The sequence below is a fragment of the Mesorhizobium sp. AR07 genome (assembly GCF_024746815.1).
Classification (GTDB): domain Bacteria; phylum Pseudomonadota; class Alphaproteobacteria; order Rhizobiales; family Rhizobiaceae; genus Mesorhizobium.
In genome coordinates this window covers 1,530,162-1,543,955 of sequence record NZ_CP080525.1, presented here as the reverse complement: position 1 = coordinate 1,543,955, position 13,794 = coordinate 1,530,162, and the positions used below count along the sequence as shown (strand labels likewise).

Annotated in this window: 16 protein-coding genes; 10 read left to right on the top strand and 6 right to left on the bottom strand. The window is 63.3% G+C overall.

What is annotated here, in order from left to right; translation table 11 throughout:
* Nucleotides 1–21 precede the first annotated feature (21 nt).
* Nucleotides 22–1,062 carry an SDR family oxidoreductase gene (locus tag BPNPMPFG_RS07940; protein WP_258594530.1) on the top strand — a complete coding sequence of 347 codons (1,041 nt, stop codon included), beginning with the start codon at nucleotides 22–24 and terminating at the stop codon, nucleotides 1,060–1,062.
* Between the two features lie 41 nt (nucleotides 1,063–1,103).
* Here BPNPMPFG_RS07940 and BPNPMPFG_RS07935 read toward each other — a convergent pair whose 3' ends face one another.
* Nucleotides 1,104–1,994 carry an SDR family oxidoreductase gene (locus BPNPMPFG_RS07935; protein ID WP_258594528.1) on the bottom strand — a complete coding sequence of 297 codons (891 nt, stop codon included), beginning with the start codon at nucleotides 1,992–1,994 and terminating at the stop codon, nucleotides 1,104–1,106.
* 127 nt (nucleotides 1,995–2,121) lie between these two features.
* On the opposite strand from BPNPMPFG_RS07935, the gene BPNPMPFG_RS07930 reads away from it, so the two are divergent.
* From BPNPMPFG_RS07930 to BPNPMPFG_RS07915, 4 genes are all read left to right on the top strand, one after another.
* Complete coding sequence (locus BPNPMPFG_RS07930) at nucleotides 2,122–2,532, top strand: winged helix-turn-helix transcriptional regulator (protein ID WP_258594527.1); 411 nt, start codon at nucleotides 2,122–2,124, stop codon at nucleotides 2,530–2,532.
* A 129-nt stretch (nucleotides 2,533–2,661) separates the two neighbouring features.
* On the top strand, nucleotides 2,662–3,867 hold the full coding sequence (locus tag BPNPMPFG_RS07925; protein ID WP_258594526.1) for an FAD-dependent oxidoreductase: 1,206 nt from the start codon (nucleotides 2,662–2,664) through the stop codon (nucleotides 3,865–3,867).
* A gap of 36 nt (nucleotides 3,868–3,903) precedes the next feature.
* On the top strand, nucleotides 3,904–5,124 hold the full coding sequence (locus BPNPMPFG_RS07920) for a tetratricopeptide repeat protein (protein ID WP_258594524.1): 1,221 nt from the start codon (nucleotides 3,904–3,906) through the stop codon (nucleotides 5,122–5,124).
* A 1-nt stretch (nucleotide 5,125) separates the two neighbouring features.
* Nucleotides 5,126–6,709: a CHAT domain-containing protein gene (locus tag BPNPMPFG_RS07915; RefSeq protein ID WP_258594523.1), complete on the top strand. Its 1,584-nt coding sequence runs from the start codon at nucleotides 5,126–5,128 to the stop codon at nucleotides 6,707–6,709.
* A gap of 39 nt (nucleotides 6,710–6,748) precedes the next feature.
* On the opposite strand, the gene BPNPMPFG_RS07910 is transcribed toward BPNPMPFG_RS07915, so the two are convergent.
* Both BPNPMPFG_RS07910 and BPNPMPFG_RS07905 read right to left on the bottom strand, forming a co-directional pair.
* Entirely contained in the window at nucleotides 6,749–7,477 is a 729-nt protein-coding gene (locus BPNPMPFG_RS07910; RefSeq protein WP_258594522.1) for a glutathione S-transferase family protein, read from the bottom strand.
* 1 nt (nucleotide 7,478) lies between these two features.
* Nucleotides 7,479–7,784, bottom strand: coding sequence for a Rieske (2Fe-2S) protein (locus tag BPNPMPFG_RS07905; protein WP_258594520.1), 306 nt, complete (start codon nucleotides 7,782–7,784; stop codon nucleotides 7,479–7,481).
* 100 nt (nucleotides 7,785–7,884) lie between these two features.
* On the opposite strand from BPNPMPFG_RS07905, the gene BPNPMPFG_RS07900 reads away from it, so the two are divergent.
* Complete coding sequence (locus BPNPMPFG_RS07900; protein ID WP_258594518.1) at nucleotides 7,885–8,343, top strand: MarR family winged helix-turn-helix transcriptional regulator; 459 nt, start codon at nucleotides 7,885–7,887, stop codon at nucleotides 8,341–8,343.
* Between the two features lie 43 nt (nucleotides 8,344–8,386).
* On the opposite strand, the gene BPNPMPFG_RS07895 is transcribed toward BPNPMPFG_RS07900, so the two are convergent.
* On the bottom strand, nucleotides 8,387–8,815 hold the full coding sequence (locus tag BPNPMPFG_RS07895; RefSeq protein ID WP_258594516.1) for an anthrone oxygenase family protein: 429 nt from the start codon (nucleotides 8,813–8,815) through the stop codon (nucleotides 8,387–8,389).
* A 152-nt stretch (nucleotides 8,816–8,967) separates the two neighbouring features.
* On the opposite strand from BPNPMPFG_RS07895, the gene BPNPMPFG_RS07890 reads away from it, so the two are divergent.
* Nucleotides 8,968–9,621, top strand: a complete 654-nt coding sequence (locus BPNPMPFG_RS07890; RefSeq protein ID WP_258594515.1) for a TetR/AcrR family transcriptional regulator — start codon at nucleotides 8,968–8,970, stop codon at nucleotides 9,619–9,621.
* 24 nt (nucleotides 9,622–9,645) lie between these two features.
* The gene (gene ilvC, locus BPNPMPFG_RS07885; protein ID WP_258594514.1) at nucleotides 9,646–10,665 is read left to right on the top strand and encodes a ketol-acid reductoisomerase; all 1,020 of its coding nucleotides are present in this window, start codon (nucleotides 9,646–9,648) and stop codon (nucleotides 10,663–10,665) included.
* Nucleotides 10,666–10,761: 96 nt separating this feature from the next.
* On the opposite strand, the gene BPNPMPFG_RS07880 is transcribed toward ilvC, so the two are convergent.
* Entirely contained in the window at nucleotides 10,762–11,325 is a 564-nt protein-coding gene (locus tag BPNPMPFG_RS07880; RefSeq protein ID WP_258594513.1) for a BA14K family protein, read from the bottom strand.
* Nucleotides 11,326–11,514: 189 nt separating this feature from the next.
* Here BPNPMPFG_RS07880 and BPNPMPFG_RS07875 point away from each other — a divergent pair, with 189 nt between their 5' ends.
* Together BPNPMPFG_RS07875 and BPNPMPFG_RS07870 are read left to right on the top strand one after the other, a co-directional pair.
* Nucleotides 11,515–12,627: an endonuclease/exonuclease/phosphatase family protein gene (locus BPNPMPFG_RS07875; RefSeq protein WP_258594512.1), complete on the top strand. Its 1,113-nt coding sequence runs from the start codon at nucleotides 11,515–11,517 to the stop codon at nucleotides 12,625–12,627.
* A 7-nt stretch (nucleotides 12,628–12,634) separates the two neighbouring features.
* A complete protein-coding gene (locus tag BPNPMPFG_RS07870; protein WP_258594510.1) occupies nucleotides 12,635–13,351 on the top strand; it encodes a hypothetical protein in 717 nt (238 codons plus the stop codon).
* A gap of 97 nt (nucleotides 13,352–13,448) precedes the next feature.
* Here BPNPMPFG_RS07870 and BPNPMPFG_RS07865 read toward each other — a convergent pair whose 3' ends face one another.
* Nucleotides 13,449–13,691 carry a hypothetical protein gene (locus tag BPNPMPFG_RS07865; protein WP_258594508.1) on the bottom strand — a complete coding sequence of 81 codons (243 nt, stop codon included), beginning with the start codon at nucleotides 13,689–13,691 and terminating at the stop codon, nucleotides 13,449–13,451.
* Nucleotides 13,692–13,794 lie beyond the last annotated feature (103 nt).

Here is a 13,794-nt window from a genome sequence, read left to right as displayed (position 1 = left end):
TCAACAGATGCGGAGGCGGGAATGAGCGGCGAATTGGTGCTTGTTACCGGCGGCTCCGGCTTCCTTGGCGCTCATTGTATCCTCGAATTGCTGAAAGCCGGCTACCGCGTGCGCACGACCGTGCGGTCGAGCAAGCGCGAAGCCGACGTTCTCGCCATGCTCAAGGCCGGTGGCGCCGCCCCTGGAGCCGAACTCTCGTTTGCCGTCGCCGATCTCATGGCCGATGCGGGCTGGTCGGAAGCGGTCACCGGCTGCGACTATGTGCTTCACGTCGCCTCGCCGTTTCCGCCTGGCGTGCCGAAGCATGAGGACGACCTGATCATCCCGGCCCGTGAGGGCGCGCTAAGGGTGCTGCGCGCGGCGCGGGACGCCGGCGTCAAGCGCGTCGTGCTGACCTCGTCCTTCGCGGCAATCGGCTATGGCAAGCTACCGCCCGGCGGCCAGCCGTTCACCGAGGAGAACTGGACCGATCCGGCGGGCAAGGTCAGCGCCTATGTGAAGTCGAAGACCCTGGCGGAACGTGCTGCCTGGGATTTCATTGCCGCCGAGGGCGGCAAACTGGAACTCACGGTCGTCAATCCGGTCGGCATCTTCGGACCAGTTCTAGGGTCCGACCATTCGACCTCCACCGAATTTGTCCAGCGTATGTTGAACGGTGCCATGCCGGGGCTGCCGCGCCTGTCTTTCGGCGTCGTCGACGCGCGCGACGTGGCCGACCTGCATGTGCGTGCCATGACCAACCCCGCCGCCAAGGGCAAGCGGTTCCTGGCGGTTGCCGGCGATTTCATGACCGTGCGCGAGATCGCGCAGACCTTGAAAATGCGGCTGGGCGATGCCGGGGCGCGTGTCTCGACGCGGGAGCTTCCCGACTGGCTGGTGCGCATCGTGGGCCTGTTCAACCCGGAAGTCGCACAGCTGGTGCCGGAATTGGGCAAGGTCAAGAATGCGACCAAAGCGAGGGCCGTGCGCCTGCTCGGCTGGGCACCGCGATCACGCGAAGATGCGCTCGTGGCCACAGGCGAAAGCCTGATCCGGCTTGGGTTGGTCAAAAAGGCGAAGTAGCGCGGCGAAGAATCGATACTGGACTTTTCGCCGCGCCGACTTCAGCCCACCAGGGCGGCCTTGTTAGCCTCGAGAAACTGCCCCAGCGACATCGACTTGCGGCCGGAGAGCTTTTCGACCGAATCCGTCACCATGCCAAGGCCGCCGGCCCGGGTGGCGGCGTCGAAGGAGACGAGAAGCCTGGCGATGGGTTCGGGCAGGCCGGCTGCCTTCATGCCCTCGGTCAGGGCTTCGTCGGACAGCTGGACGACCTGGATAGGCTTGCCGGTCACCTCGGTGACCAGGGCCGCGACCTCCGCCGTGGTGTAGGCTTGCGGGCCGGTCAGCGTGTAGGTCGTGCTTTCGCTGGCGTCGGAGGCCAGCCCAGCAGCGATCGCCGCCGCCAGATCGTCGCGTGCGCCGTAGGAGATGCGGCCGTCGCCCGCCGAGGTGTACCACTGACCCGAAGCCAGGATCTGCGGCATCGCCATGAACAGGTTCTCGTCGTACCAGCCATTGCGGAAGATCGTGTAGGGGATGCCGCTCGCCTTGATCGCCTGTTCGGTGTCGTAATGGTCGGGGGCGAAGAGAACCGGTGAACCCGGCTCGGTGTTGGGCATCGAGGTGTAGTGCAGGTGGGCGACGCCCGCTTGCCTGGCCGCGGCGACAGCGGCGAGCTGCTGTTCGCGACGCTTTCCCTGGACTGCCAGTTCGTTGGTCGAAATGACGAGCACCCGGCTAGCACCGGCGAAGGCCTTGGCGAGCGAGGCATGATCGTCGAAATCGGCCTCGCGAACGGTGACCCCGCGCGCTGCCAGGTCGGCCAGATTTGCCGGCGTGCGGGTGGTGGCGATGATCTGCGCGGCCGGGACCTTGAATGTATCCAGCAAGTGGTTGATGACGCCGCGGCCGAGCTGGCCGGACGCTCCGGTGACGAGAAGAGTTTTGTTCATGGGTGATCCTGGCATGGGTCGGAGAAAAGGGTAGGTCTCAAAAAGAGACCAGCACTAAAATAGGAATTGACCCGTGGCCGTAAAGGAGGCAGTTTTTCGGGAGGTAGGCACAGCCAGGGAACCAGCCGTGGACAGCACGATCGTCAATCTGAAATCCAAGCTCGAGATCTACAGAGCCATGAGCGGTGGCGGAAACATTTCCGATTGCCCGGTCCGCGACGTGATCCAGGGTCTCTCGGCCAAATGGAGTTCGCTCTTGATGTCGGCACTAGCCGAGCAGCCCTATCGCTTCGGCGAGTTGCGGCGACTGGTTCCCGACATTTCGCAGCGCATGCTTACCCAGACGCTCCACGACCTGCAGCGCGACGGCTATGTGCATCGCGAAGTGTTCCCGACCAAGCCGCCGAGCGTCGAGTACAGCCTCACCGACCTTGGACGGTCGATGTTCGGTGCCCTGCGGCATTTGCTTGAGTGGGCGGAGCTGAACCACAACGCGGTGCGTGCCGCGCGCGCCGGCTTCGATGCCACACAGGCCTGACGGCCTGCTGGGGCCGACAGCGGCTTGATTTCGTCGGACAGCTGAAGGATTGTCCCGGCCAGTCTGCTCGGGGGCATTGGCATTTCCTACGATATCGCGATTGCCGGGGCCGGCCCGGCGGGGCTGGCCATGGCGCTCTATCTCAAGCGTGCCGGGCACAACGTCACCATGTTCGAGCGCTTCGAGGAGCCGAAGCCGGTCGGCTCCGGGCTGATCCTGCAGCCGACAGGGCTGACGGTATTGGCTGATCTTGGCCTGCTCGACGACATACTGGCCCTGGGCAGCCGCATCGACCGCCTGCATGGCGCGGATGCGGCGACAGGGCGCACCGTGCTCGATGTCCGCTATGATGCGCAACGCGGCGGCCGTTTCGGGCTGGCGGTGCATCGGGCGGCCCTGTTCGGCGTGCTCTTTCGCGCCGCGCGGCGCGAGGCGATCGCGATTGAAACCGGCATCGAGATCGACACGCTGGAGGCGGGCGAACGGGCGACACTGATCCGTGGCAACGGACGCAGGGCAGGGCCGTTCGACCTTGTCGTGGACGCCAGCGGCTCGCGCTCGAAGCTGAGGCGAAGCGTGGGCAATCCGGGTGCGCCGCGCCCGCTCACCTATGGCGCGTTCTGGGCGTCACTTGGATGGCGCGGCGATGGCTTCGACGAGCATGCGCTGCTGCAGCGCTACGACAAGGCCAGCGTGATGATCGGTGTGCTGCCGATCGGCCGGCCGGAGCCGGGTGCTGACAAGATGGTGGCCTTCTTCTGGAGCCTCAAGCCGGCTGATGTCGAGCGGGTGCGGGCAGTGGGTCTCGACGCCTGGAAAGCAAGGGTGGTCTCGCTGTGGCCCGAATGCGAGGCGTTCACCAGCCAGATCGAGGATTTCGACCAGCTCTCGCTGGCGCGCTATGGTCACCACACGATGAAGTGGCCGGCCGGCCGGCGACTGGCCATAATCGGCGACGCCGCGCATTCGACCAGCCCGCAGCTCGGGCAAGGGGCCAACATGGCCCTGCTCGACGCCGCGGCGCTCAGCCATGCGCTGGCAAGAACCGGCAGCGTCGAGGCGGCGCTTGAAGCCTATGCCAAGGCGCGGCGCTGGCATGTGCGGATCTTCCAGGCGCTGTCGCTGGCGTTCACGCCATTCTACCAGTCGGATTCGGTAACGCTGCCCTTCATCCGCGACAGGCTGGTGGCGACAGTGGCGAAAATCCCCCCGGCGCCACAGTTTCTTGCCTCGATGGTGGCCGGCACGGTGATCGATCCGTTCAAGCGGACCGGGCTGAAGGAAGCGCGGTGGGATTTTGGACACGATCCGGGTCATGATACGACCGCGCCGTAGAGTTTTTGCATCAGACCGATCCGCATGAAAATTGTCATGCCCATAGTCCGAGAACCACGCCGCCTGTCACGCGTTGCATTTGCGCTGGCGATGCTGGTCGTGGTGCTGCCTTTGCCGAAGGCACAGGCCCAGACGGCAAGCCAGGGACAGCAGCAGCTATCGGATAGCCAGGCGGCCCTGACGGACCGCATCGACGCGGCCTACAAGCTGATGATGGATGCCGGGCGCTTCGACGAAGATTATGCGCAGTTGCGGGCAACGCTGCTCGATGCCGCCAGAAGCGACCTCTACGAGTTCACCGTGGAGAGCTACTCCAACGCTGGCGCGACGTTCCTCAACAACCAGATTCTCGACAACGCCGAGGAGATTTTTGCCGAAGGCCTGAAAACCAGGGCGATGCAGCTGGATGTCGCGAAACGGGCCGACTTCTATCTCAACTACGCGATGCTGAAGCAGGCCGAGAAAGACTATCAGGGCTTCGTTTCCATGTGCGCGACGGCAACCAATCTTTACGCCCACTACCGCGGCAAGGAATCCCAGGAACTCATGTATGCCAACGATGTGCTGGCGACAGGGATAGCCGTATTCGGCCAGATCGCTTCAGCGATCAACATTGAACAGCGCAATCTGGAGATGGCCGAGCGGGTAACAGGCACCGATGATCGTTTCATCTGGAAGCTGCAGAACAATCTGGCCGACATGCTGCGCCAGATGGGGGCCCCGACACGCGCCTTGCAGTATGATCTCAATGTGCTCGAAAAGCGCACTGCCTATTACGGGCCAAATCACTTCAACGTTCTGGTCAGCGCCAACAACACGGCTCAGGACTACCTCGACCTCGGCAAGTACGACGAGGCCTTGCGCTATTTCCGGCAGGACCGGGACATCGCTGTTGTCCTCAAGCAGGAAGGTAATCTGATCGAGCAGGCCGATGCGTGGCTGCTCTACACCAGGGCGCTCTCCGGCGCGCAGCCGCTCGACGACCCGACGATTGCCTATCTGCAACCGCTGACCAATGATGCGAGTTATCCCGAAATACTGGCAATCAAGATCGCCAACCTGCTCGCCGCGCATTTCGCCGCCCTGGGCGACACCGAAAACAGCATGAGCCAGCTCGACCGGGCCTATCGCATCGCCGAGTCGAAATTCGGCGTGGTGCATCCGCTGACGTTTGCCGCGCGTCAGGCCATGGCCAATCTCAAGGCGAAGACAGATCCCGCGGCCGCCGGCCGCCGATTTCGCCGCTCTCGACGATGACATGCTGCGTTGGAACTGGTTCCAGGTGAGCACCGCCGGCAACCCTGTCGTCGCCGAGGCCAGCCGCGCCTTGGCCGACGACATGCTCTACGACTATGCGCGCCTCGCAAAAGGCAATGCATCGGTGGTGCCGGCATTCGCTGACGCGGTGCGGCGCTGGCCGACGCTCGAAAACGACAAACGGGATCTGTTGCGCAGACTGTCCCGTCTAATCGATCCGAACGACGTGGAGACACGGCATTTGATCCAGACCGGGATACGGCTGTCCTTGGCCTACCAGGAGGCTGCATCCAGTGGCGACATTGCCGACGATCCAGGTGCCGTGCAGCCGGACCAGGTTGAGGCGATGTACCAAAAGGTCATCGCGAGGGTCACGACCAGGTATAATTTCAGCCAGAGCGTGGTGGACAAGCCGTTGCCGACGGCCAACACGCTGCTGAAGCCCAACGAGGCGCTGATCGATTACTTCATCACCCGCAAGTGGCGGGCGGACCGCGAGAGCGCCGATCCGCTGGAAGACGAGCGCCTTTATGCGATCGCCACGCGCAAGGATCAGCAGCCGAGCCTCTATGACCTCGGCGATCCGCGCCGGCTGATCCCGGCTGCGCGGGAAACACGCATGGCGAACCTCAGGTCGACCCGCTCCGCGCAGGAGCGTGGTGCTGTGACCTTGATCGATCTGAACGCCACGTTCACCGGGCTTTATGCCGGTCTGATCGCACCCCTGGAGCCATCGCTTGGCGGCGCCGATACGCTTTTCGTAGTGCCGGACGGCAAGCTGTTTTCGGTGCCATTTCCCATGCTGCGGGACGGCAAGGGCGCGCCACTCGATGACCGCTTCGTCGTGCGCATGCTGACACGGCCGGAATCGTTGTTGAACGCCGGCGTCGATCAGAATTTTCCCAAGACCGGCAAGGCCTTGCTGGCCGGTGGTCTCGACTATGCACGCGGGTCGGAAAAGGGCGCGGAACCGCTGCCGGGCACCCGCAAGGAGGTCGACGCGATTGCCTCGATCCTGCGCGGCGATCACTATTCCGTCGAAATGCTTGTTGGAACGGCGGCCAGCGAGCGGGCCGTGCGCAGCGACATGGAACAGGCGACGGTTGCGCATCTGGCCACCCACGGCGCGTACCGCGATGAGAAAGAGGGCGGTGTCGGCGCGGTGAATGCGCTTTGGCAAAGCCAGGTGGTGCTGTCGCAGTCCGGAGACCGGCAGTCGATGAAGCGCGACGATGATGACGGCCGGCTCTATGGCATGGAGCTGATGATGTGGGACCTGTCGAACCTCGACCTGCTCGTGCTCTCCGCCTGCGAGACGGCCCGTGGCCAGGAGACATTCGTCGGCGGTTTGCGCGGCCTGCCGACAGCGATCGACATTGCCGGCGCGAAGCGTTCGCTGTTGACCCTTTGGCCCGTGGACGATGCCGGAACCGCCGCCTTCATGGTCAGCTTCTACGACCATCTTGCCGCCGGGCAGACCTATCCGGAGGCGCTGCGCCAGACCCGCCGCGACGCCCGCGACGGCAAGATATCAGGCGCGCAGGACCCGCGGGTATGGGCCGCCTTCGTCATGTTCGAGAACTGACAAGGCCACACGGCGGTCGCCTGTCCGCGATCGATCCGTTCAGGCTGATCGTGCTTGTGCAAACGGTTTGGCCGGATCGTTTCGGCGGATGATTGTCGAAAGATGCGATCCCTTCGCCTGCAAGAATGCATGCAGGCGTTGCGGATAGTCCGACACCACGGCTTGCCTGATCGACCGGCGTTCACTCAGCGCCTCGCGCCAGGCCCGGACACGGGGCTTGTCGTCCAGGATGCCGAAATCGCCGATCCGGTCGAAGGCGTCGAGATATCTGAAAACCGGACCGTGGACGGCGTCGACGAACGAGAAGCGTTCGCCGGCGAACCACGGTCCGTTCCGTTCGGCGTCCGCCAACTCGGCTTCAAGACGATCGAACATCGCCGACAGAGCGTCGCCTTCCGCAATGAAGGTGGCCTCGGTCTGGGCCGAATAGAACCGGCTGATGGCGTTGAGGATGGCCGAGCCGAATTCGATCCAGGCACGATGCCGGGCGCGGGCATAAGGGTCGGCGGGGTGGAGGGGATTGGCTTGTGTCTCTTCGAGGAATTCGAGAATGACGGCGGATTCGAAGATCACCGTTTCCTCGCCATCTCGCTGCACGCGCAGCAGCGGCACCTTTCCGAGCGGCGAGATCGCCTTGAACCAGTCCGGCTTGTTGGCGAGGTCGATGTCGACGCGCTCGAACGGCACGCCCTTCTCGGCCAGCGAAATCGCGGCGCGCTGCACATAGGGGCAGAGAGGATGGCTGACGAGAATGAGCTTTTCGGTCATCTCATTCACCCCAGACATAGTTCAACGCGCCGTCCTCGACGCGTGTCGACAGGAACATCAAGCGGGATGTCTTCGGCGCTGGCCCATCGAGCCGGTCGCCGCTTGCCATGTCGAATGAAGCGCGGTGCCATTGGCAGACCAGCCTGCCGTCCTTGCAGTCGAGCGGCCCACCGAAATGCAGGCAGACATTGGCAGCGGCGCGGATACGCTCGCCGCTGCGATAGACATGGACCTCACGGCCGAAGAACGGCGCGATCAGGCTGCCCGTCCGTGGAATGTCGGCGATCTTGCAGATTTCATGTTTCATGGCATTTGCCTTCAGATATTGATGCAATTGCATCAATATAGATGCATCTGCATTGATCGTCAAGCTTGATGCAATTGCATCTATCGCCTAGGATGCAGTCATGACTGAGAAAGCCATGCCTTCGCCCGCAGCCATCAAGGCCTGGGCTCGCATGATGCGGGTTTCGCGCCAGCTGATGGAACGTGCCGAAGAGGCGTTGAAGGCCGGTGGCCTGCCGCCGCTTGCCTGGTACGACGTGCTGCATGAGCTCGCCGAGGCAAGTGAGGGCGGGCTGCGACCGTTCCAGCTGATCGAGCGCACCCTGTTTGCGCAGTACAACATCTCGCGGCTGCTGGCCCGGCTCGAGGCTGACGGGCTGGTCGAGAAACTGCCGGTGGCCGATGACGGCCGCGGCCACACCATCCGCATCTCAGCCAAGGGCCGCGAGACGCGCCGCGCTATGTGGGCTGTCTACGGACGGTCGATCACCGAACTGGTCGGCGCCAAACTCTCAGCGGATGAACTGGCCATGATGTCGGCGCTGCTCGGCCGGCTGCGACATCCGCCGGTCGAGGACTGATGCCATCGCGCTGAGCGCACGGCCCGCCAAGATCTGGCCGAGGTCAGCCCAGATGGCTGCCCCAGAGAAAGCATAGCGTTGCCAGCACGCCAAGTGATACGCGAACCAGGTGCAGATTGCCCCATTTGACGATCAGGAACCTGGCTTGCGGATTGCCGGCCTCCATCGCCTCGAGCACCCTGTTGGTCGGCATCATGGCGATCAGCGTCCACGGCCAGGGCAGAATGATCATCACCGCGCCAACCAGAAAGGCGAAACCGCCGGTCTGCCACCAGGCAATCAGACCAAGTACGCAGGCGACGATGGCAATCGACGCCTGCATCGCTGCGCCGCGCTTGTAGGACGGCTGCCATTCCTGCAGCAGCGCCCTGTCGTCGAGACGAAGCCGCGCCGGTTGCTCGGCGACGCTGACGTAAATCGCGGCGCCGGAGAAGGTGGCGGCAACCGTCAAGGCAAGCAATCCGATGAACATCGTCTTCCCCGATCCATCTGAGCCGGCATCGACGCCGTCAGGACAGAATAGGGCTTGCGCGGGTCTGGACAATGGGTCATAGAAGAGCCGAACCGTAACGTACGGTACGGCTCGTTTGAATTGCAGACGAATTCGCCTGCCGAGGAAAGATTGTGTTGCACATCGTGCCCGACATCGACGCCAGCGAAGCGCTGACAGAGCGGCAGAAGGCCGTTCTGGATGCGGCACTTCGCCTGCTGGTCGAGGAGGGCGATCAATTGACCATGACCGCCGTGGCGCGGCGGGCGAGCTGTTCCAAGGAAACGCTCTACAAATGGTTTGGCGACCGTGACGGGCTGCTGACGGCAACCGTGCAGTGGCAGGCGTCGAAGGTGCGGGTGGCGCAGGTCGACGGCAAGGGGCTCGACCTCGCCTCGCTGACGGCAAGTCTCGAACGCTTCGCCTCGGACTGGCTCAAGGTGATCTCCAGCGACACCTCGATCGCGCTCAACCGCGTCGCGGTCGGCCATGCTGGTTCCGGCAAGGACAACCTCGGTGCCGTCGTGCTCGAGAATGGTCGTTTTGCGCTCGCAAAGCGGCTGAAGCCTGTGCTTGAAGCCGGTCGGCAGGCCGGACTTCTGGAATTCTCGGATGCCGAAACGGCGTTCCGGACCTTTTTCGGGCTGGTTGCCCGCGATGTGCAGATCCGTCTGCTGCTCGGCGACCGGCTGGAATTGACTGAGGCGGCGATCGGCGGCGATGCCGCGCGGGCGACGCAGCAGTTTCTCGCTCTCTTCAAGAGCAACAACCGGCCGCAAGGCCTCTGATTCATAAACGGGAAGGAAGACAAAATGCGTGTCTATTACGATCGCGATGCCGATCTCAACCTGATCAAGGGCAAGAAGGTCGCCATCATCGGCTATGGCAGCCAGGGCAGGGCGCATGCGCTCAACCTCAAGGATTCCGGCGCCAAGGAGATCGCCATCGGCCTCAAGGCCGGCTCGGCGACCGCCAAGAAGGTCGAGGCCGATGGGCTGAAGGTGATGAGCGTGGCGGACGCCGCCAAATGGGCTGACCTGATGATGATGGCGACACCTGACGAGCTGCAGGCCGACATCTACAGGAACGAGATCGCGCCGAACATCCGCGACGGTGCGGCGATCGCCTTCGCCCACGGCCTCAACGTGCATTTTGGCCTCATCGAACCAAAGTCGACGGTCGACGTCGTCATGATCGCGCCGAAAGGCCCCGGCCACACGGTGCGCGGCGAATACCAAAAGGGCGGCGGCGTGCCGTGCCTTGTCGCCGTCAACCAGGATGCCTCGGGCAACGCGCTTGACCTGGCGCTGTCCTACGCCTGCGGCGTCGGAGGCGGCCGTTCGGGCATCATCGAGACCAATTTCCGCGAGGAATGCGAGACCGACTTGTTCGGCGAGCAGGTCGTGCTGTGCGGCGGCCTGGTTGAACTGATCCGCGCCGGCTTCGAGACGCTGGTGGAAGCCGGCTACGCGCCGGAAATGGCCTATTTCGAGTGCCTGCACGAGGTCAAGCTGATCGTCGACCTGATCTATGAAGGCGGCATCGCCAACATGAACTACTCGATCTCGAACACCGCCGAATGGGGCGAATATGTCTCGGGCCCGCGCATCATCACCGCCGAGACCAAAGCCGAGATGAAGCGCGTGCTGAAGGACATCCAGACCGGCAAGTTCACCTCGGAGTGGATGCAGGAATACCGCGCCGGCATGTCGCGCTTCAAGGGCATCCGCCGCAACAACGACAGCCACCAGATCGAGGAAGTCGGCGCCAAGCTGCGCGCGATGATGCCGTGGATCTCGAAGAACAAGCTGGTCGATAAAGCCAAGAACTGAGCGAGATCGACGTTCGAACGTTTCGAATGGGCCAAAATCAAAAACGGCGCCACGTGGCGCCGTTTTCATTTCCGGGCTCAGCTACAGGCCAGCTTATCAATAGGGCGAGTAGCACTGCTGACGCGGGCCGTTGTAGGGCTGGAACGTGTTGTCCCAGGCGCGATACGACCGGTACCTGTTATAGCACCATTGGACATGGGCGCTCGAAACCCGCTGCGTCCGATAGGTGCGATAGTAGCGGCGCGGCGGCGGCGCATCGTAGTAGTCGTAGTTGTTGTACATGCTGCCCAGGCCAAGGCCCAAGCCAAGGCCGAGGACAGCAGCCGCACCGTCATCGTAATAGCCGCCGCCGCGATAATGGTGGCGCCAACCGCCGCGATCCCAGTGGCGGCCGCCGTTCCAGTTGCCGCCGCCGTTCCAGTGGCGCCCCCCGTTCCAGTTGCCCGACCGGCGCCATCTCCAATTGTCGCCGTTGAACTGCCGGTCGTTGCCGCCCGCCCAGCTGTCGCGGACCGGTGTGACCGTCGGCGCCGCCGTGCTGGTGGGAATCGACAGGTCCGGCTGCATCATCGGGCCTGCGGCGGACGGTGCCGTGACGCCGGAGAGGATACCGAGGGCAATCAGCCCTGATTTGACCGTGGAAGAAAAGAGCGAATTCATTGCACTCTCCAAGAGATTCAGGCCCCACGCCTACCCGAGGAATGAGCCTACTGTGGGTGTTTGCATCTGAACGGCGGATGAACGGAAAGGTTCCGTCAACCAGGGCGCGAGTGCCATCAGGACCAATCGATCTCCGCGGGTGGTCCCGCGATCTTGTTTTATGCGGCACTTGCGGGCAAAGGTCATGGCATGTCGCTGCGTCTTGCCACCTTCAATGTCGAGAACCTGATGAACAGGTTCGATTTTTCCGGCTATCGCAACCAGCTCAACGAAGATCGCACGCTGGCGCTGTTCGATATCCAGAGCGAAGCGGAATACAAGATGCTGGAGCAGGCCCGCGCCATCGCCCAATCCGACGACACGCGCCAGCTGACGGCGCTGGCGATCGCGGCCACCCGCGCCGACATCATCTGCATGCAGGAGGTCGACAACATCGAGGCACTGAAGGCCTTCGAATATGGCTATCTGTTCAAGATGGTCGGGCAGGGCTACCGGCAGAAATACACCACGTCAGGCAATGATTCGCGCGGGATCGACGTCGCCGTCATGATGCGCAACGAGACCGCGCAGGGCCAGCCGATCGAATTTGTGCGCATGACCAGCCACGCCTATGTCACCTATGAACAGTTCGGGCTGCACACGCCGGAGCTCGAGGCACTCGGCAACCAGGCCAATGAGCGCATCTTCCGGCGCGACTGCCTGGAAGTCGACGTGACCGTGGGCGGGGTACCGCTGACGCTCTATCTCGTGCACTTCAAGTCGATGGGCTCGCCGCGCAACGGGCTTGACGGGCGCGAGGCGACGATGCCGGTGCGCATCGCCGAGGCGCAAGCCGTGCGCCGGATCATCGAGGAGCGCTTTGGCAAGGACCACGCCGCCGACAAGCGCTGGGCGATCTGCGGCGACATGAACGATTACCGGCAGCGCGTGAAGATAGCCGGCCATGCGATCGACGGCTACCGCTTCGAAGTGGTCAACGAGAACCAGTCCTGCATCAACGTGCTGACGGAAGGCGGCTTCTGCGAAAACGTCGTCGAACGGCGGCCGGAAATGAATCGCTGGAGCTTCTACCACACGCGCGGACCGGAGGAGCGGCATCTGTGCCAACTCGACTACATCCTGTTGTCGAAGGCGTTGGCTGCCAGCAACGCGACGGCCGTTCCCGACATCATCCGCGACGGCCAGCCCTGGCGCACAATTTTCCCGCCTGGCCAGGAGGTAGACCGCTTTCCGCGCGCCGGCTGGGACCGGCCGAAGGCATCGGATCATTGCCCGGTGGCCATTACCCTCGATATGAGATGATACGCCTATGAGTTTCGACCTACCGCGCAATGTCATCCTGTCGGTCGATGCCGTCGACGTCCGGCTCGATCCCGGCCCGCACCCGTTCGCGCTGGATAACGCAGAGGCCATCGCCGAGAACTGGCAGCGCGAGATAGCGGCCAAGCCGGCGCTGTTCGACGGCACGGTGGTGTTGCTGTCGCATCTCGCGTATCGCGACAACCGTCTCGTTGGCCGCTGCCATGCGGTCAATTACTCCACTTTCATGCTCTGGCGTAAGCGGCGCGAGAATTCGGGTGCCGAGCACGCCTATGGGCATGCCGTGCTGGTGGCCGGCGACAATGCGCTGGTGGCGATCCGCATGGGATCGCATACGGTCAACGCGGGCCGTGTCTATTTCGCCGCCGGCTCGTTCGAGCCGACAGACTTTCGAGACGGGCGGGTCGATGTCGATTTCAACATGATCCGGGAAGTGCGCGAAGAGACCGGCCTCGATCTATCCGGTGCTGCGCGCGACAGGCGCTGGCACGTCCTGTCGACCGACAGCGGCACGGTGATCTTCCGCCGCTACCGTGTGACGGCGCCCGCCGACGAGGTCGCCAGGCGCATCTCAGCCTTCGTGGCCACCGAGGCCGAGCCGGAGATCGAGGGGCCGGTGATCATCCGCCACGCCGCCGACCTTCCGGACGGGTTGGCGCCTCACATGAAGCCGCTGGTCGAATGGCATTTTGCCGGCGTGGATTAGAGCAATTCCAGGAAAAGTGTGAACGGTTTTCCGTCCGGAATTGCGTTAAAACAAAGAGATAGAGCGGTTCGGCGTTTCCGTGAAAGGGTGAACCGCTCTAACGGCGCGTCTTGTTCTGCGCCGCCTTGCGGTCGTTGCTGGCGGCGACGAAGAACAAGATGAAGCCGATCCCCAGAAGGCCGCCCATCGCCATTCCCATGGTCTGGCCGACGACCACCTGGAAATCGGCGGTGACGCGATCGGGATTGGCCATGCCGTAGCGGGCGAGATACCACCGGATGCCTGCAAGGATGGCCTCGATGAGGACCATCGCCAGGATCAGTCGCGCCCTCTTGCTCATGTGTTGTTCCCCCGACCGAAGATGCCTTGCCCTAGCATCGCCAACTGCGTCGCGACAGTGGCGACGCGAGTTAACACGCCAAGGGCTGCGCAAGATCGGTTTC